Consider the following 16,913-nt stretch of genomic DNA (forward strand, 5'->3'; position numbering starts at 1 on the left):
CATCGACGATGATCCGCCCGGCCACCCGCTGCCGGCCGGCCAGCCACAGCTTGCGCCCGCGCGCCGACTTGCGCGGCGTGAAGATCGTCGATGGCTCGCCCGCCTGGTGCCGGGCCAGCGGATGCGGCGCCCGGCCATCGGCGATCGCCAGCCGCATCCCGGCCGCCACCGCCATCCGCGCCGCGACCAGCTTCGCCGCCATGCCGCCGGTGCCGATCCCGGAGCCGGAGCTGCCGGTCGCCATCGCCTCGATCTCGCGGCTGATCACCGACACATGCTCGATCAGCCGGGCATCAGGATCGGTATTGGGATTGGCCGTATAAAGCCCGGCGACATCGGAGAGCAGCAGCACGCCATCGGCATTGCCGGCGTGCCCGGCCCGCGCCGCCAGCCGGTCATTGTCGCCGAAGCGGATCTCGCCGGTCGCCACCGTGTCATTCTCATTCAGCACCGGCACCACGCCGAGGCTGAGCAGCCGGTCGAGCGTCGCCGAAGCATTGAGGAAGCGCCGCCGCAGTTCGAGGTCATCGAGCGTCAGCAATATCTGCGCCGCCATCATGCCATGCGCCGACAACGCCGCCTCCCAGGCGGCGGCCAGCGCCACCTGGCCCACGGCGGCGGCGGCCTGGGCATCCTCAAGGCTGGCCCGGCCGCCCTTCTCCAGCCCGAGCCGGCGCGCGCCGAGCGCGATCGAGCCCGAGGAGACGATGATGATCTGCTGCCCCTGCGCCCGCGCCGCCGCGATGTCGGCCGCCACCGAGCCGAGCCAGTCGGCGCGGATGCTGCCATCGGCCGACACCAGCAGCGAGGACCCGATCTTTATGACCAGACGCGGACAGGTGGCGGGCAACAAAGGGGGCAGCGCCGGCTTGGCCGGACGGCTGTTCACACGCCGGTCCTCATAGCGGCGACCAGGGTCGCGCGCCGGGCTCGGGCCGCACCGGCGGCAGCTTGCGCCCGGCCAGCGTGAGCAGCGCATCGAGCGCGTCGGACACCCCGGCCATGGTCGCGGCCGACAGGCAGAACACCGGCTGTCCGCTCGCTGCTTCCAGCGCGCGCTTCTTGGCTGCCAGCCCCTGCGCCGACACCAGGTCGATCTTGGACAGCGCAATAATCTCCGGCTTGTCGGCCAGTCCGGCGCCATAGGCGGTCACCTCCTCGCGCACCGCCGCCCAGGCCTTGGTCGGCGAGGCCTGCGAGGCATCGACCAGATGCAGCAGCACCCGGCAGCGTTCGATATGGCCGAGGAAGCGGTCGCCGATGCCGATCCCATCGGCGGCGCCCTTGATCAGCCCGGGAATGTCGGCCACCACCAGCTCCAGGCCCTTGTGGCCGACGACGCCGAGCTGCGGCTTCAGCGTGGTAAACGGATAGGCGCCAACCTTGGCGCCGGCATTCGACACCGCGTTGATGAACGTCGACTTGCCAGCGTTCGGCGCGCCGAGCAGCCCAACATCGGCGATCAGCTTGAGCCGCAGCCACACCCACAGTTCGCGGCCGGGAAAGCCGGGCTGGAACTGGCGCGGCGCCCGGTTGGTGCTGGACTTGTAATGGGCATTGCCCTTGCCGCCGTCGCCGCCCTTGAGCAAGATCGCCCGCTGGCCGGGCGTGATCATGTCGACGATCAGCGTCCGGTCATCGTCATCGGCGAGAATCTGCGTGCCGATCGGCACGGCAATCACCAGGTCATCGGCCCCGGCGCCGGTGCGATTGCGCCCTGAGCCATGGCTGCCGCGCTTTGCCTTGAAATGCTGGGCGTAGCGGAAGTCGATCAGCGTGTTGAGCCCCTCGACACATTCGAAGATGATGTCCCCGCCGCGCCCGCCGTCGCCGCCGTCCGGCCCGCCGAATTCGACATATTTCTCGCGGCGGAACGACACGGCGCCGTCGCCGCCGGTGCCGGACGCCAGAAAGATCTTGGCCTGATCGAGAAATTGCATGGCGGTTCAATAGGCCTTGGGGCTGAAAATGCAAAAAGGGGAGCCGTTGCCCGGCCCCCCTTCTGCTAGACTGGTGATGGCCGGTTGCGCTTATTCAGCGGCAATGGCCTCCGGGGCCGTGTCGTTGGCTGCCGGCACGATGCTGACATATTTGCGACCGAGCTTGCCTTCATGGAAGCTGACGATGCCATCCGAGGTCGCGTAGATGGTGTGGTCCTTGCCCAGGCCGACATTCTTGCCGGGGTGAACGCGGGTGCCGCGCTGGCGGATGATGATGGTGCCGGCGAGCACGTCCTGCCCACCGAAGCGCTTCACGCCGAGACGACGACCGGCCGAATCACGACCGTTGCGTGAGGAGCCGCCTGCTTTCTTATGTGCCATCTGAGCGTCTCCTTAGCCGAGGCTGGTGATCTTGAGGACGGTCAGCGACTGGCGATGACCGTTCCGGCGGCGATAATTGTGGCGGCGGCGCTTCTTGAAGATGATCACCTTCTCGCCGCGCTTCTGCTCAACGATCTCGGCGGTAACGGCGCCAGTGCCGAGCGTCTCGCCCTCACCGGTCATCAGCGTCTCGAGCGACACCGAGGTGCCCGCCTCACCCTCGATCTTCTCGACGACGATCTGGTCGTTGGCCGAGACCCGATATTGCTTTCCGCCGGTGCGGACCACTGCGAACATGATGTGTTCCTGAAAACCATAGTGACCGGTGCCGGCCAGACGCCAGCCACCGCGAAGGCGGGCTGATATGCCGGCCACCGCGCCGTGTCAAGAAACTCTCGTCCCGGCCGGCGCGCCGCACCCCCTGTTTTTCCCCCGTCTCCGCCCCTAAGAAGGAGGTATGCGTCCCGCCCTCGATATCATCAACCCCCGTACCGGCCAGCCGGACCACCGAATCACTCCCCTGGCGCCAGACGAGGTCGCGGCGCTCGCCACCCGGCTGCGCGCCGCCCAGCCCGGCTGGGCCGCCCGTCCGCTGGCCGAGCGGCTGCAGATCCTCGGCCAGTTCGCCGAGGCGCTGGGCACCCATGCGCCGGCCATCGTCGAGGCGCTGAGCGCCGACACCGGCCGCCGCCAGATCAGCCGAGTCGAGGTGCAGGGCGTGCGCGGCATGGTCGGCCGCTGGCAGCGCGACGCCCCGGCGCTGGTCACCGCTACCGAGCAGGCGGTGGTCAGCACCGCCATCCCGACCATCACCGCCGCCACCCGGCTCCACCCCTATCCTCTGGTCGGCATCATCAGCCCCTGGAACTTCCCGCTGACGCTGGCGATGATCGATGCCATTCCGGCGCTGGCCGCCGGCTGCGCGGTCATCGTCAAGCCGAGCGAGGTCGCCCCGCGCTTCATCGGGCCGGTGATGGCGGCGCTGGCCACCGTGCCGGCACTGGCCAAGGTGCTGGCGCTCATCGAAGGCGACGGCCAAACCGGCGCCGCGCTGGTCGACCGCGTCGACTATCTGTCCTTCACCGGCTCGGTCGCCACTGGACGCAAGGTCGGCGAAGCCGCCGCCCGCGCGTTCATCCCGGCCAGCCTCGAGCTCGGCGGCAAGGACCCGATGATCATCCTCGCGTCCGCCGATCCCGTGCAGGCCGCCGGCATCGCGCTGCGCGCCTCGGTCGTCGCCACCGGCCAGGCCTGTCAGTCGATCGAGCGAGTCTATGTGGCCCGCGCCATCGCCGAGCCGTTTCTTGCGGCGCTGGTCGAGGCCGCCAAAGCCGTCCGCCCGAACTGGCCGGACATCGACGACGGCGACATCGGCCCGTTCATCTTCGGCCGCCAGGCCGACATCGTCGCCGCCCAGATCGCCGACGCCGTCGCCAGCGGCGCCCGCCTCCTCGCCGGTGGCACCATAGAGAACCATGGCGGCAAGTGGCTGCGGCCGACGGTGCTCGCCGATGTGAACCCCGACATGGCGGTGATGCGCGACGAGACCTTCGGACCGGTCATCCCGGTCACGCTCTTCGACAGCGAGGATGAGGCAGTGGCACTGGCCAACGGCGGCATCTTCGGCCTGTCGGCAGCCGTGATCGCCGGCAGCCTGGCGGAAGCCGAAGCGCTCGCTCCCCGGCTGCACGCCGGCGCCGTCTCGCTGAACGACGGCTCGCTGACCTCGATGATCGGCGAGGCGGAGAAGACCAGCTTCGGCCTGTCCGGCCTTGGCGCCTCGCGGATGGGCGCCTCCGGGCTGATGCGCTTCTTCCGGCGCCAGGCGCTGCTTCGCCAGGCCGGCACGGCAATGCCGCTCGCCGCCTGGGCCGAACGTCGGGACGCGCCCGTGTCCACCGCCGGATGACAAGACGAAAACTGCTGTTGATCGGGGCCGGCGTGGCACTGGGCGCGGCGTTGCTGTTCCTGCTTATGCCAACGCGGATCGACCAGCCCCAGGCCACCGCGATCGCCGAGCGGCTGCATGTCCAGTACCGGCGGCAATCAGGCGAGCCGCTGGCCCGCTTCGGCCCGCGCGAGGCTCGGCATTGGGCCGATGGCTGGGAATTCCGCTGGCGTTATCGCCCCTGCGCCGACCAGGCCTCACTGAGGATATGGGTCAGCAGCGACGGTCGCCGCGCCCATTATGCCGAGCTGCCCGATTGCCTGCCCCAGCGCGGCTTCGGCGCCGGCATCCAGACGGTGGCGGCCCGCCTGCCGGGCAGCGCCTGACGCACGTTAGCCGGCGCTGACCGCCGCCACATATTTCATGGCACTGGCACCGGCTTCGGCGGCGGTGGTGCCGGGCTTGAACAGGTTGCTGCCTAGCCCGAAACCATCGGCCCCCACGGCCTTCCAGGCAGCGATGCTGTCCGGCGTGATGCCGCCGACAACGAGGAACGGGATCGCGCGCGGCAGCACCGCCTTCATCGCCTTGACGACCGCCGGCGATGCCGCCTCGGCCGGAAAAAACTTCAGGCCATGCGCCCCGGCCTTGATCGCGGCAAAGGCCTCGGACGGCGTGAACACGCCGGGCAGGCTGATCATGCCGGCCGCGCGCGTCGCGGCAATCACTTCGATGTCGGTGCTCGGCGAGACGATCAGCGTGCCGCCGGCCGCCTGGACCCGCTCGACCTCGTCGACATGCAGCACCGTGCCGGCGCCGACGAGGACATTGTCGCCCGCCATCGCCGACAGCCGGGTGATCGACTCATAGGGATCGGGCGAGTTCAGCGGCACTTCGAGGATGGTGAACCCGGCATCGATCAGCGCCGCCCCCACCGCCTCGACTTCGTCGGGACGGATGCCGCGCAGCACCGCAACCAGCGGGCATGCAGAAAAGGCGGCGGAAAAACGCGGGTCCTGGTCGATCATGGCCTCAACCAATCACGCCGCGCGTCACCATGCAATAGAGCATCGGGAAACTCAGCACGAAGTTGGTGCGGCTGAACATCATCGCCTTGCGCCCGGCGGCGGCCTTCTCCTCGGCCGTGCCATCGACGATGCCAAGCGCGATCTTCTGCGCCGGCCAGATGAACATCCAGACATTGGCGGCCATGATGATGCCGAGCCACATGCCGAGCCCGATCAGCGCCACACCCGGCTGGAAGGTCAGTGCCTGCACCAGATAGGCCTGCTGCGGCGCGCCGGCGATGGCAAGGCCGATCAGCATCGTCGCCAGCGCCGCCCAGCGGAACCAGAACAGCGCCTCGGGGGCGATATATTTGGTGACACCCGGCTTTAGCTCGGCCGGCACCTTGGGCATGGTCGGAATCTGCACAAGGTTGAAATAATAGAGCAGGCCGATCCAGGCGATGCCGACCAGCACATGGGCGAAGCGCAGCAGCGCATTGACCCAGTTGATGTCGAGAATGCCGCCATGGAAAATCGCGATGGTCAGCAGCAGCAGGACGCCGCCGATCAGGCTGGCCCGGTTCAGATTGCCCAGAATGTTCGCCATGGTCGATTACCCCCTTGATGCCCGATGATCGCCCGCCATAGCGGACAAATCCGGTCCTGTTAAGCCGTCCTCAGCCCTTGCCCATCAGCGCCAGCACCTCGCGGCGCGAGCTGTCCTCGTCGCGGAACACGCCCATCATCCGGCTTGTCGTCATCACCACGCCCGGCGTCATTACGCCGCGCGCGCTCATGCAGGCATGGGTCGCCTCGATCACCACCGCCACGCCAACCGGGTCGAGATGATGCTGGATGCAATCGGCGACCTCGGCGGTCAGCCGCTCCTGGACCTGCAGCCGCCGGGCAAAGCCATGCAGCACGCGCGCCAGCTTGGAGATGCCGACCACCCGGTCGCGCGGCAGATAGGCAATGTGCGCCTTGCCGATGATCGGCGCCATATGGTGCTCGCAATGCGACTGAAAGGGGATATCGCGCAGCAGCACGATCTCATCATAGCCGCCGACCTCACCAAAAGTGCGGGCAAGGTGACGCCCAGGATCCTCCTCATAGCCCTTGAAATATTCGCGATAGGCGCGCGCCACCCGGCCCGGCGTGTCAAGCAGCCCTTCGCGCTCGGGATCATCGCCGGCCCAGCGCAGCAGGGTGCGCACGGCGTCTTCTGCCTCGGCCATCGGTATCGGCTGGAAGGTCGGCGCCGGCTTGCCCGGCGCGTCGAAATCATCATCGTCAATCATAGGAGCCCCATCTGCAGGCCCTGTAGGGCCGACCGCGCCTACATCGGCGCAGCCCTGCGCGAGTGCAACCCTTGGGCACCGCGCGCAGTGTCGCAGACAGGAGCCCGCGGGCCGGCGTCAGCCGGCGGCGCGGGACCGCGAGGCGCGCTTGCGCTCGTTGGGATCGAGATGGATCTTGCGCAGCCTGACGAAGTTCGGCGTCACCTCGACCAGCTCATCTTCGTCGATATACGCAATCGACTGCTCCAGCGTCAGCCGCTTGGGCGGCGCCAGCTGGATCGCATCGTCCTTGCCCGAAGCGCGGAAGTTGGTCAGCGCCTTTGATTTCAGCGGGTTGACCTCGAGATCGCCCTCGCGGGCATTCTCGCCGATGATCATCCCCTGATAGACGGCTTCGCCGGGCTCGATCATCAGCACGCCGCGCGGCTGCAGATAGCCGAGCGCATAGGCCACCGCATCGCCGCTCTCGGTCGAGATCAGCACGCCGTTCTGGCGGCCGGAGATCGGCCCCTTGTGCGGCCCATAGCGGTCGAACAGCCGGTTCATGATGCCGGTGCCGCGCGTGTCGGACAGGAATTCGCCATGATAGCCGATCAGACCGCGCGACGGCGCCGAGAAGGTCAACCGGGTCTTGCCGCCGCCCGAAGGCCGCATGTCGGTCATCTCGCCCTTGCGGGCCGCCATCTTCTCGACGACCGTACCCGAATACTGCTCGTCGACATCGATCATCACCGTCTCGTACGGCTCGGTCCGCTTGCCGTTCTCGTCGGTGCCGAAGATCACCCGCGGCCGCGAGATCGACAGCTCGAAGCCCTCGCGGCGCATCGTCTCGATCAGCACGCCGAGCTGAAGCTCGCCGCGCCCGGCCACTTCGAATGCGTCCTTCGAGGCGCTTTCGGTGATGCGGATGGCGACATTGCCCTCGGCTTCGCGCATCAGACGGTCGCCGATCATCCGGCTGGTCACCTTGGAGCCATCGCGGCCGGCATAGGGGCTGTCGTTGACGGCGAAGGTCATCGCCAGCGTCGGAGGATCGATCGGCTGGGCCGCCAGCGGCTCGGTCACCGCGGGGTCGGCAATGGTGTCGGCCACGGTCGCCTTGGTCAGGCCGGCGATCGCCACGATGTCACCGGCGCGGGCCTCGTTGACCGGCACCCGCTCCAGCCCCTGGAAGGCCATGATCTTGGCGGCGCGGCCTTCCTCGGCCACGGCGCCATTGGGGGACAGCGCCCGGATCGGCATGTTAAGCTTGAGCGTGCCCGAGATGATGCGGCCGGTGAGGATACGGCCAAGGAAATTGTCGCGGTCCAGCAGTGACACAAGCATCCGGAACGGCCCGTCGACATCGGCGGACGGCGGCGGCACATGGGCGACGATGGTCTCGAACAGCGGGATCAGCGTGCCGTCGCGGACATCGCTGGCACGGCCGGCATAGCCGTTGCGCCCCGAGGCGAAGATCACCGGGAAATCGAGCTGCTCGTCATTGGCCTCGAGGGTCACGAACAGGTCGAACACTTCGTCGAGCACTTCCTGGGCGCGGGCATCAGGCCGGTCGATCTTGTTGACGACCACGATCGGCCGCAGCCCCAGCGCCAGCGCCTTGCCGGTGACGAACTTCGTCTGCGGCATCGGGCCTTCGGCGGCATCGACCAACAGCACCACGCCATCGACCATCGACAGGATGCGCTCGACCTCGCCGCCGAAATCGGCGTGGCCCGGCGTATCGACGATATTGATATGGGTCAGTTCGCCGCCGTTGGGCGCCTGCCATTCGATGCTCGTGCACTTGGCGAGGATGGTGATGCCGCGCTCGCGCTCGAGATCGTTCGAGTCCATGGCGCGCTCGGCGATTCGCTGATTGTCCCGGAAAGTGCCCGACTGGCGGAACAGCTGGTCGACAAGAGTGGTCTTGCCATGATCGACGTGTGCGATGATGGCGATATTGCGCAAGGACATGGGATGGCTCCAGAGGGGCTCGGCCGTGAAACCGGGCAGGCAGGCAGGCAAGGACAGCATGGGGACAGCTTGGACAGAGGCCAGGCCGGATGGTCCGACTATCCGGCGCGCCCATAGCCGGTTTGTGGCGCTGCAACAAGACGCCGCCGAATCATCGGGCGTTGACTCGGGCTCATTGACTCGCACCGCCCCGACCGGCATCGCTCGCCCGAGCATGGCGGGTGATGGTCATGGCCCGTTCACAGGCGTTCCGGCACTGGTTGGGACAGCGGAGGATCGATGAACATGCCAGCGCCGGGCCCAGCCCCTTCGAGCAGCGCCCCCGGCGCCGCCGACAATGGCCCGCTCATCAGCCCGCCACCCCACAGCGCAACGCCGACCGATTCCCCTGCCGAGCCCCAGCCGACCACGACCGGCAGCATGCTCGCCGCGGCCCGCCGCGCGGCCGGCATCGAGCTCGCCGAGATCGCCCAGAACACCCGCGTGCCGCTGCGCCACCTGCGCGCGCTGGAAGCCGACAGCCATGATGCGCTGCCGGCCCTGCCCTATGCGCAAGGCTTTGTCCGCGCCTTTGCCCGAGCGGTCAGCCTCGATCCAGATGTGATGGTTGCGCGGTTCCGCGCCGAGACCAGCAAGCAGCCGCATGTTCCCACGCCGACTGCCATGGCCGCGCTCGACGAGCGCCGCCTGCCCGCTCCAGGCCTGGTGATCGCCAGCCTGGTTGCGCTGGTGGTGGTGATCGGCCTGCTCTCGGCCTGGGGATCGGGCGCCTTCGATCCCGACCTGCCCCAGTCTGCCGGGGTGCCTGTGGCCGGTATCGCCCAAAGCCCGGCGCAGCCCCCGACGCCGGCCCTGACCTCGCCGCCCCCGGCGATCATCGGCACTGGCACGACATCGGACACCGTGGTGCTGACGGCGCGCGAGGAAGTTTGGGTCCGGATCTATGACCCGGCGACGCGGACGGTCGCGCTGAGCGGCGTCATGGCGCCCGGCCAGCGCTTCGAGGTGCCGAGCGATCCGCCAGGGCTCCGGCTCTGGACCGGCCGTGCCGGTGCGCTGTCGGTCACGCTGGGAGGCCGCGAGATACCGCCGCTCGGCGGACCGGCCCAAGTGCTTCGCGATCTCAGCCTCGCCGCCGCCGACCTGCGGGCGCGTCCCGCCCCGGCACCGGCCGGCAGCCCTGTTTCGGCACCCCCTGCGGGTGGCATTTCCGCCTCAGTGCCGCCATCACCCGCGATCGAATGAAGGAGTCTTTCATGCGTGCCCTTTCCTTGGTCACGGCGCTGGGCCTGATGGTCGTGGCAATTCCAGGCCAGGCCCAGCAGGCCGCGCCCAATCTAGACCGCCGCCTCGACAAGCTCGAATCGGAAATGAAGGCCGTGCAGCGCAAGGTCTTTCCCGGCGGTAACCCGCGCTTCTTCGAGCCCGAGATCACCGCGCCCGAAGCCGCCCCGACGACGCCGGACGGCGTCCCCGCCTCCAATCCCCTCACCGACCTGTCGGTCCGCGTCGGCGAGATGGAACGCCAGCTGCGGACGATGACCGGCCAGGCCGAGGCCAATGAATTCAAACTCCGCCAGCTCGAGGCCAGCGTCCAGAAGATGCAGGGCGATATCGAGTTCCGCCTCAACGCCCTGGAAGGCAATGGCGTGCCGATCGCCCCGGGCGCACCCGGCGCCCCACGCATCGAGACGCCGGGCGGGCCTGCACCTCAGGTAATCATGCCGGCCCCCGGCACCACCGCGTCGGTGGCCCCGCCGCCGCCTACCCCGGCCGCCGAGCCGGCGCCCGCCAAGGCCGCCACTGCCGCCGATGCGTGGCAGGCGGCCTATGCCCAGGTCGTCTCCAAGAACTGGCCGGCGACCGAGCGGATGATGAGCGCCTACCTTACCGACTGGCCGCGCTCGACCCGCATCCCCCAGGCGCAGTATTGGCTTGGCCGCAGCCATGCCGAGCGCAACCAGCACGCCCAGGCCGCCGACGCCTATCTAAAGGTCTACAACAACCATCCGCGCTCGGAGCGCGCCGCCGATGCGCTGATCGGCCTGTCCAACGCGCTTATCGGCATCAAGAATCCCCAGCAGGCCTGCCGCGTGCTCGGCGAGCTGGAAAGCGTCTACGGCTCGCAGCTGACCCCAGCCCAGAAGACTGAGGCCGCCGGCCTGCGCACCCGGGCGCGCTGCAGCTAAGGCGGATGGCGGCGGAGGACCTCTCCAGCCTGCTTGCCGCCACGCTCGGCCATCCGCCACCGCCCGAAGCGCGCTTCGCGGTGGCGGTCAGCGGCGGGCCGGACAGCATGGGCTTGTTAGCGATGGCCATCGACACGCTGCCCGGCCGGATCACTGCTCTCACCGTCGACCACGGCCTGCGGGCCGAAGCGGCGGCCGACGCTGCACATGTCGGCGCCGCCTGTGCCGAACGTGCCGTCCCCCATCATGTCCTGGCCTGGACCGGGCCTCACCCAGCGACGAATATCCAGGCCGAGGCTCGCGCAGCCCGTTACCGGCTAATGACCGACTGGTGCGTGGCCCATGACACCGGCTTCCTGCTCACCGCCCATCACGCCGAGGACCAGGCCGAGACTCTGCTGATGCGGCTGGCGCGCGGCAGCGGGATCGCCGGCCTGTCCGGCATCCGCCGCCTTCGCCCGCTCGCGCCCGGGGTCATGCTGGTGCGCCCGGTGATCGGCCTGCCGCGCTGCCGCCTGGCCGACGCGGCGCACGCCGCCGGACTGCTGCCACTTGCAGATCCCAGCAACCATGATCCCCGCCATGACCGCACCCATGTCCGGGCGCTGCTGGCACGCGAGTCGCGGCTGCTGCCTGTCACGGGGCTCGCCCGCAGCGCCAAGGCGCTGGCCGCGGCCGAGGCGGCGCTCGACTGGGCCGCCGACCGCGCCTGGGCCAGCCGCGTCCAGCGCACTGACAAGGGGCTGGCGCTCGACCTGGAAGGGCTGCCGCCCATGCTCCAGGGCCGGCTGCTGGCCCGCGCCTTGGCGGATTTCGGCGCCGTCCCGCGCGGCAGCGCCGTTGCCCGACTGCTGGCGCGCGGGGGCGGCACGCTGGCCGGTGTCCGTGTCCGCACCGGCCCGTTATGGCAGCTGTCGTTCGCCCCGGCACGGACACGTTGATGGCCGGCAGGAGCCAAAACCGCGCCAGAATCGCGCAGCCCGATTGCAAGTGGCCACAACAGGCTTATCTTGACACGGTAGTCAGAGAGAAAGAGTCCGGCGATGTCCGACAACAATAATGGCAACAAGCGCCCTCCCAGCCCGTGGATGAAGAATCTCGGGCTGTGGTTTGTCGTGCTCCTCGGCCTCGTTGTCGTCGTCAATGTCATGCAGGGCCCGTCCTCGTCGAGCGGCAACGGCTCGGCGCTGGCCTATTCGGACTTTCTGACCAAGGTCGATGAGGGCGCTATCCGCTCCGCCGAGATTCGCGGCAGCGAGATCATCGGCCGTACCTCGACCGACGAGGAATATCGGACCTACAATCCCGGTGACACCCAGCTGATCCAGCGGCTGCGCGAGAAGAACGTCCGTTTCGACGCCAAGCCCGAGGAAAGCCGTTCGCTGCTCGCCCAGCTGTTCTTCAACATGCTGCCGTTCGTGCTGATGATCGGCATCTGGATTTTCCTGATGCGCCAGATGCAGAACGGGGCCGGCCGCGGCGCCATGGGCTTCGGCAAGAGCCGCGCCAAGCTGCTCGTACAGAAGGAAGGCCGCGTCACCTTCGATGACGTTGCCGGCATCGACGAGGCGCGCGAAGAGCTGCAGGAGATCGTCGACTTCCTCAAGGATCCGGGCCGATTCCATCGCCTCGGCGGCAAGATCCCCAAAGGCGCGCTGCTCGTCGGCCCCCCGGGCACCGGCAAGACGTTGCTCGCCCGTGCCATCGCCGGCGAAGCCAATGTACCGTTCTTCTCAATCTCGGGCTCGGACTTCGTCGAGATGTTCGTCGGCGTCGGTGCCAGCCGTGTGCGCGACATGTTCGAACAAGGCAAGAAATCGGCGCCGTGCATCATCTTCATCGACGAGATCGACGCGGTCGGCCGCTCGCGCGGTGCCGGGCTGGGGGGTGGCAATGACGAGCGCGAGCAGACGCTCAACCAGCTGCTGGTGGAGATGGACGGCTTCGATGCCAATGAGGGCATCATCATCGTTGCCGCCACCAACCGGCCCGATGTGCTCGATCCGGCGCTGCTGCGGCCCGGCCGTTTCGATCGCCAGGTCGTCGTCGGCCGCCCGGATATCGAGGGCCGCGAGAAGATCCTTGCCGTGCACATGAAGAAGGTGCCGTTGGCGCCGGACGTCAATGCTCGGACCATCGCGCGCGGCACGCCGGGCTTCTCGGGTGCCGATCTCGCCAACCTTGTCAACGAGGCAGCGCTGCTCGCCGCCCGCCGTTCGAAGCGACTGGTCTCGATGAAGGACTTCGAGGACGCCAAGGACAAGGTGCTGATGGGCGTCGAGCGCAAGACCATGGTGATGACCGAGGACGAGAAGAAGATGACCGCCTATCACGAGGCCGGCCATGCCATCGTCAGCGTTCATGAAGCGGCATCGGACCCGATCCACAAGGCGACGATCATCCCGCGCGGCCGCGCGCTGGGCATGGTCATGCGCCTGCCGGAGCGGGACCAGTACAGCTATCACCGCGACAAGATGTATGCCAACCTCGCCGTGTCGATGGGTGGCCGTGTCGCCGAGGAGCTGATCTTCGGCCATGACAAGGTCAGCTCGGGCGCCTCGTCGGACATCAGCTATGCGACCGATCTGGCGCGTTCGATGGTGACCCAATGGGGGATGTCGGACAAGCTCGGGCCGCTGAAATATGCTGACAATCAGGAAGAGGTGTTCCTCGGCCATTCGGTGACGCGGACGCAGAACATCTCCGAGCAGACTGCGCAGATCATCGACGGCGAAATCCGCGAGATCGTCAACCATGGCTATGGCCGCGCCAAGCAGCTTCTGACCGATCATATCGACCAGCTGCACAGCCTGGCCGGGGCGCTGCTCGAATATGAGACGCTGTCGGGTGACGAGATCAAGAAGATCATCGCCGGCGAGTCCATCGATCGGGGCACCGGCACCAACGCGCCGGCGCCGCGCCCGGCCAGTGGTGTCTCGGCCATTCCCAAGGCGGGTCGCCGCTCGGGCGACTTTGGCGGCGAACCCGCCGCCCCCCCGGCCTGAGTCGAACCGGCGGCCAGTCCCCTAGCCGCCGGATGCCTCAGAAGTCGCGCGCGAGAACCGGCGTGGCCATTACATAGCACAGCAGCAGCACCAGCGCCCCCGCGCCGAGCCAGTAAGGCAGCGCCGGCACCAGCGTGTAGAGGCCGATGCCGATCGCCGGGCCAGCAATGTAGCAGGCGCCGTTGATCGCCGTGACGGCACCTGCGACGCCGCCCTGCTGAGTGTGCGACACAGCCAGCGACGCGCCCGCCGTGAAACCCGGCCGCGCCAGCCCGAAGCCCATCGACGCCAGCGCAAAGCCGATCACCAACCCATGGAAATCGCCCGCCATCGCCGTTACCCCGGTGCCGAGGGCGGCGATGATTGTCCCCCAGCGCATCAGGCTCGGCGGCTTGAGGTTGAGAATCGGGATCAGCCCCCATTGCGCCAGCAGCGTCGCCCCGGCCCCGGCCATGAAGGCAATGGCGATATATTCGGAAGCCTCGAGCACGCTGCCGCCCATCCGGTCGATGATCAGGAAGCCCATTGCCTGACCGGTCGCTGCCTGCACCGATCCCGAGGCGAAGCCGAAGATCATGAACGGGCGGATGCGGACATCGCGCACCGACAATTTGCTGCCGCGCCCGGCCGTCGCGGCGCGCAGCGAGGCGCCACTGGCGGCGCCGCTAACCAGCGGCTCGCTCGCTGCGGCGCCGAAGCTGTCGCCCGGCAGCCGGGTCTGCGGATCATCATCGGGGAGGTAGCGCCGCACCGCGACCAGCAGCACCACGGCGACGACAGCGAACATGAACATCGGTCCGGACAGCCCGGCATCGCCGATGACGAACAGCGGCGCCACTGCCGGCCCGATGATCGTCCCCAGCCCGAACGCCGAAGCGAGAATGGACAGGGCGCCGGTCCGCTCCGCCGCGCTGGTCCGCGCCGCCACATAGGCCTGGGATGCGGGATTGGACGCCGAGCCGAACAGGCCGAAGACCATCCGCATCATCGCGAAGATGATGAAGGTGGCCGTTGCCCCGATCATGCCATTCAGCCCGGCATAGATAACCATCGCGCAGCCGAGCATCGACACTCCGAAGCCTACCACGCCGACCTCGATCAGCCGCCGCCGCCCGCGGATATCGGATTGCCGGGCCCAATAGGGCGCGGTGAACGTCCAGATCAGTGCCGACACCGAGAAGACAAAGGCTACGGTCATGTCCGGGATGCCGATGGCGCGGGCGATGCCGGGTAGCACCGTCTGCAAGGCGGTATTGCCAGCGGCCACGGTCAGCAGCGCTGCAAACAATACCGCGAACTCGCGTCTGGGGACGGCTGGCAACATCGCTCGTCCTTGGCCGTCCGGCGCCGCCTTGCCTAGTCCTGATTCGCGTCCTGCATCACCTCGATGCTCTCGACCAGCACCTCGGCGAACAGCGGCAACGCCGCTGCCATCAGCGCCAACTGGCCTTTTTCCATCGCGGCAAATCGCTGTTTCAGCGCATTCTTCAGCGTCGCCACCGTCGTCTCCACTCGCGCCCGTTCGCATGGCGGGATGTCGATCATCACCGATCGCCGATCGAGGCAGCCCTGGCGGCGCTCGGCGAGCCCCTGCCGCTCCAGACGGTCGATCAGGGTCGTCACCGAACCGCTGGTCAACCCGGTCGCCCCGGCGATGTCGCCGGGCGTCAACGCCCCCTTGTCGATCAGGTGAAACAAACAGCGCAGGTCGGTGCGATTGACGCCGAGGCTCTCGGACATCAGCCCATCGAGCCGATCCATTGCCTCATGGATCTGGCGCCCGGCCGCCATCACGACAGTGATGTCGTCCGGCGTCTCAGAATCACAATCATTCATCGGTGCATCGCTGGTCTCTTGACAATCAAGTTTCTTGACGACAATAGATAGTCCTCCGCCTCCCCTTGGTCCAGTCTTGAAATGCATTCCGTCATTCCTTGCCTTCCGACTAATCGCCGGTGAGGCTTTTCAATAGCTTAATACGTATTTCGACAGCATGAACAGCCATCCCGGCGTTCGCGCCTGTCCGCCAGCCACCCATATGAGGACTTCGATGCGTTCAGCCTGGATAGCACTGGCCGGCCTGTCCCTGCTCGCGGGGTGCGGCGCCACGCCCGAGGCCGCCCCACCGCCGACAACGGTCACCGTGGGCAAGCCCCTGGTCAAGCCGATCGTCGACTGGGATGATTATGTCGGCCGGTTCGAGGCCCGCCAGCAGGTCGAGGTCCGCCCGCGTGTCTCCGGCTATGTCCAGCGCATTGCGTTCAGGGACGGCGATTTCGTCAAGGCCGGCCAGCTGCTCTATGTCATCGATCCGCGCCCGTTCGAGGCGTCGTTGGCGCAGGCCCGCGCCAGCCTCGCCAAGGCCGAGGCCACAGCGTCCCTGCTACGCGGCAATCTCGTCCGCAGCGAGACGCTGCTCGGCGAGAATGCCGTCAGCCGCGAGGAATTCGAAACGACCCGCGCCCGCAGTGCCGAAGCCGCCGCCGATGTCGCCGCCGCCCGCGCCACCGTCCAGGCGCGCGCGCTCGACGCCGGCTTCACCCGCGTGACCGCCCCCATCTCTGGAAGACTGTCGGACCGCCGGGTCGATGTCGGCGGCACGGTCACCGCCGACACCACGGTGCTGACCACCATCGTCAGCCTCGATCCGATCCATTTCGTCTTCACCGGCTCGGAAAATATCTATCTCAAATACCAGCGCGCCAACCAGGCCGGCACCCGCCCCAGCTCGCGCGTCTCCCCCAATCCGGTCGAGATCCGCCTGTCCGACGAAACGCTCTATCGCTGGCGCGGCCGCATGGACTTCGTCGACAACGCCCTCGACAACGGCACCGGCACGATCCGTGGCCGCGCTATCGTCCGCAATCCGGATGGCTTCCTCACCCCGGGCATGTTCGGCCATCTCCGTCTGCTCGGCTCGGGCAGCTATGACGGCATGCTGATTCCCGAATCCTCGGTGGTCACCGACCAGACCCGCAAGCTGGCGATGATCGTCGGCGCCGACGGCGTCGTCGCCCCGCGCGTCATCGTGCTCGGCCCGCTGATCGATGGCCTGCGCGTCGTCCGCCAGGGCCTGACACCCGACGACCAGCTGATCATCGAGGGCGTCCAGCGCGTCCGCCCGGGCATGAAGGTGCAGACCCAGCCGGGCAAGATCGTACCGCCGGCGCCCGGCACCGGCCCGGCACCGCCTGCAGTGATCGCGCCGCCGTCGACGTCCGCCACCGACGCCGCAGACGTCGGCTGACC

At 68.1% G+C, this 16,913-nt stretch carries 18 protein-coding genes; 7 read left to right on the top strand and 11 right to left on the bottom strand.

Annotated elements, in window-relative coordinates:
- The 4 genes from proB to rplU form a co-directional block, all read right to left on the bottom strand.
- Window positions 1–889: glutamate 5-kinase (gene proB / locus ACTIFJ_RS05940; RefSeq protein WP_439533178.1), on the bottom strand; the 889-nt coding region annotated here is incomplete at its 3' end.
- 10 nt (window positions 890–899) lie between these two features.
- Window positions 900–1,940 carry a GTPase ObgE gene (gene obgE, locus ACTIFJ_RS05945; protein ID WP_439533179.1) on the bottom strand — a complete coding sequence of 347 codons (1,041 nt, stop codon included), beginning with the start codon at window positions 1,938–1,940 and terminating at the stop codon, window positions 900–902.
- Window positions 1,941–2,030: 90 nt separating this feature from the next.
- Complete coding sequence (rpmA, locus tag ACTIFJ_RS05950; protein WP_439533180.1) at window positions 2,031–2,321, bottom strand: 50S ribosomal protein L27; 291 nt, start codon at window positions 2,319–2,321, stop codon at window positions 2,031–2,033.
- A 12-nt stretch (window positions 2,322–2,333) separates the two neighbouring features.
- Complete coding sequence (gene rplU / locus ACTIFJ_RS05955; RefSeq protein WP_439533181.1) at window positions 2,334–2,618, bottom strand: 50S ribosomal protein L21; 285 nt, start codon at window positions 2,616–2,618, stop codon at window positions 2,334–2,336.
- Window positions 2,619–2,778: 160 nt separating this feature from the next.
- Here rplU and ACTIFJ_RS05960 point away from each other — a divergent pair, with 160 nt between their 5' ends.
- Window positions 2,779–4,230 (top strand): aldehyde dehydrogenase family protein, encoded by a 1,452-nt coding sequence (locus ACTIFJ_RS05960; protein ID WP_439533182.1) that lies wholly within the window; start codon window positions 2,779–2,781, stop codon window positions 4,228–4,230.
- Window positions 4,227–4,595, top strand: coding sequence for a hypothetical protein (locus ACTIFJ_RS05965; protein WP_439533183.1), 369 nt, complete (start codon window positions 4,227–4,229; stop codon window positions 4,593–4,595). The genes ACTIFJ_RS05960 and ACTIFJ_RS05965 overlap by 4 nt, the downstream gene beginning before the upstream one ends.
- Window positions 4,596–4,601: 6 nt before the next feature.
- Here ACTIFJ_RS05965 and ACTIFJ_RS05970 read toward each other — a convergent pair whose 3' ends face one another.
- From ACTIFJ_RS05970 to ACTIFJ_RS05990, 5 genes are all read right to left on the bottom strand, one after another.
- The gene (locus tag ACTIFJ_RS05970) at window positions 4,602–5,237 is read right to left on the bottom strand and encodes a 2-dehydro-3-deoxy-6-phosphogalactonate aldolase (RefSeq protein WP_439533184.1); all 636 of its coding nucleotides are present in this window, start codon (window positions 5,235–5,237) and stop codon (window positions 4,602–4,604) included.
- Window positions 5,238–5,241: 4 nt separating this feature from the next.
- A complete protein-coding gene (locus ACTIFJ_RS05975) occupies window positions 5,242–5,823 on the bottom strand; it encodes a urate hydroxylase PuuD (RefSeq protein ID WP_439533185.1) in 582 nt (193 codons plus the stop codon).
- A 70-nt stretch (window positions 5,824–5,893) separates the two neighbouring features.
- A complete protein-coding gene (folE, locus tag ACTIFJ_RS05980; protein ID WP_439533186.1) occupies window positions 5,894–6,514 on the bottom strand; it encodes a GTP cyclohydrolase I FolE in 621 nt (206 codons plus the stop codon).
- A gap of 117 nt (window positions 6,515–6,631) precedes the next feature.
- A complete protein-coding gene (typA, locus tag ACTIFJ_RS05985) occupies window positions 6,632–8,470 on the bottom strand; it encodes a translational GTPase TypA (RefSeq protein ID WP_439533187.1) in 1,839 nt (612 codons plus the stop codon).
- A gap of 239 nt (window positions 8,471–8,709) precedes the next feature.
- On the bottom strand, window positions 8,710–8,892 hold the full coding sequence (locus tag ACTIFJ_RS05990) for a hypothetical protein (protein WP_439533188.1): 183 nt from the start codon (window positions 8,890–8,892) through the stop codon (window positions 8,710–8,712).
- Between ACTIFJ_RS05990 and ACTIFJ_RS05995 the strand changes: the two genes are divergently transcribed.
- From ACTIFJ_RS05995 to ftsH, 4 genes are all read left to right on the top strand, one after another.
- Window positions 8,891–9,715 (top strand): helix-turn-helix domain-containing protein, encoded by an 825-nt coding sequence (locus ACTIFJ_RS05995; RefSeq protein WP_439533189.1) that lies wholly within the window; start codon window positions 8,891–8,893, stop codon window positions 9,713–9,715. The two genes, ACTIFJ_RS05990 and ACTIFJ_RS05995, sit on opposite strands and share 2 nt — an antisense overlap.
- A gap of 11 nt (window positions 9,716–9,726) precedes the next feature.
- On the top strand, window positions 9,727–10,659 hold the full coding sequence (locus ACTIFJ_RS06000) for a tetratricopeptide repeat protein (protein WP_439533190.1): 933 nt from the start codon (window positions 9,727–9,729) through the stop codon (window positions 10,657–10,659).
- A gap of 5 nt (window positions 10,660–10,664) precedes the next feature.
- Window positions 10,665–11,600, top strand: a complete 936-nt coding sequence (tilS, locus tag ACTIFJ_RS06005; protein WP_439533191.1) for a tRNA lysidine(34) synthetase TilS — start codon at window positions 10,665–10,667, stop codon at window positions 11,598–11,600.
- A gap of 102 nt (window positions 11,601–11,702) precedes the next feature.
- Window positions 11,703–13,664 (top strand): ATP-dependent zinc metalloprotease FtsH, encoded by a 1,962-nt coding sequence (ftsH, locus tag ACTIFJ_RS06010; RefSeq protein ID WP_439533192.1) that lies wholly within the window; start codon window positions 11,703–11,705, stop codon window positions 13,662–13,664.
- Between the two features lie 37 nt (window positions 13,665–13,701).
- On the opposite strand, the gene ACTIFJ_RS06015 is transcribed toward ftsH, so the two are convergent.
- Both ACTIFJ_RS06015 and ACTIFJ_RS06020 read right to left on the bottom strand, forming a co-directional pair.
- On the bottom strand, window positions 13,702–14,988 hold the full coding sequence (locus ACTIFJ_RS06015; protein WP_439533193.1) for an MFS transporter: 1,287 nt from the start codon (window positions 14,986–14,988) through the stop codon (window positions 13,702–13,704).
- Window positions 14,989–15,020: 32 nt separating this feature from the next.
- Window positions 15,021–15,500 carry a MarR family winged helix-turn-helix transcriptional regulator gene (locus ACTIFJ_RS06020; RefSeq protein ID WP_439533194.1) on the bottom strand — a complete coding sequence of 160 codons (480 nt, stop codon included), beginning with the start codon at window positions 15,498–15,500 and terminating at the stop codon, window positions 15,021–15,023.
- A gap of 214 nt (window positions 15,501–15,714) precedes the next feature.
- Here ACTIFJ_RS06020 and ACTIFJ_RS06025 point away from each other — a divergent pair, with 214 nt between their 5' ends.
- A complete protein-coding gene (locus ACTIFJ_RS06025) occupies window positions 15,715–16,911 on the top strand; it encodes an efflux RND transporter periplasmic adaptor subunit (protein WP_439533195.1) in 1,197 nt (398 codons plus the stop codon).
- Window positions 16,912–16,913: the final 2 nt, after the last annotated feature.

Origin of the sequence: Polymorphobacter sp., assembly GCF_051860865.1 — a bacterium.
Taxonomy (GTDB): domain Bacteria; phylum Pseudomonadota; class Alphaproteobacteria; order Sphingomonadales; family Sphingomonadaceae; genus Sandarakinorhabdus.

Coding starts and splice junctions, on each gene's coding strand:
- obgE (WP_439533179.1), bottom strand. CDS start 1,940: ATGCAATTTCTCGATCAGGCCAAGATCTTTCTGGCGTCCGGCACCGGC.
- rpmA (WP_439533180.1), bottom strand. CDS start 2,321: ATGGCACATAAGAAAGCAGGCGGCTCCTCACGCAACGGTCGTGATTCG.
- rplU (WP_439533181.1), bottom strand. CDS start 2,618: ATGTTCGCAGTGGTCCGCACCGGCGGAAAGCAATATCGGGTCTCGGCC.
- ACTIFJ_RS05960 (WP_439533182.1), top strand. CDS start 2,779: ATGCGTCCCGCCCTCGATATCATCAACCCCCGTACCGGCCAGCCGGAC.
- ACTIFJ_RS05965 (WP_439533183.1), top strand. CDS start 4,227: ATGACAAGACGAAAACTGCTGTTGATCGGGGCCGGCGTGGCACTGGGC.
- ACTIFJ_RS05970 (WP_439533184.1), bottom strand. CDS start 5,237: ATGATCGACCAGGACCCGCGTTTTTCCGCCGCCTTTTCTGCATGCCCG.
- ACTIFJ_RS05975 (WP_439533185.1), bottom strand. CDS start 5,823: ATGGCGAACATTCTGGGCAATCTGAACCGGGCCAGCCTGATCGGCGGC.
- folE (WP_439533186.1), bottom strand. CDS start 6,514: ATGATTGACGATGATGATTTCGACGCGCCGGGCAAGCCGGCGCCGACC.
- typA (WP_439533187.1), bottom strand. CDS start 8,470: ATGTCCTTGCGCAATATCGCCATCATCGCACACGTCGATCATGGCAAG.
- ACTIFJ_RS05995 (WP_439533189.1), top strand. CDS start 8,891: ATGCTCGCCGCGGCCCGCCGCGCGGCCGGCATCGAGCTCGCCGAGATC.
- ACTIFJ_RS05990 (WP_439533188.1), bottom strand. CDS start 8,892: ATGCTGCCGGTCGTGGTCGGCTGGGGCTCGGCAGGGGAATCGGTCGGC.
- ACTIFJ_RS06000 (WP_439533190.1), top strand. CDS start 9,727: ATGCGTGCCCTTTCCTTGGTCACGGCGCTGGGCCTGATGGTCGTGGCA.
- tilS (WP_439533191.1), top strand. CDS start 10,665: ATGGCGGCGGAGGACCTCTCCAGCCTGCTTGCCGCCACGCTCGGCCAT.
- ftsH (WP_439533192.1), top strand. CDS start 11,703: ATGTCCGACAACAATAATGGCAACAAGCGCCCTCCCAGCCCGTGGATG.
- ACTIFJ_RS06015 (WP_439533193.1), bottom strand. CDS start 14,988: ATGTTGCCAGCCGTCCCCAGACGCGAGTTCGCGGTATTGTTTGCAGCG.
- ACTIFJ_RS06020 (WP_439533194.1), bottom strand. CDS start 15,500: ATGAATGATTGTGATTCTGAGACGCCGGACGACATCACTGTCGTGATG.
- ACTIFJ_RS06025 (WP_439533195.1), top strand. CDS start 15,715: ATGCGTTCAGCCTGGATAGCACTGGCCGGCCTGTCCCTGCTCGCGGGG.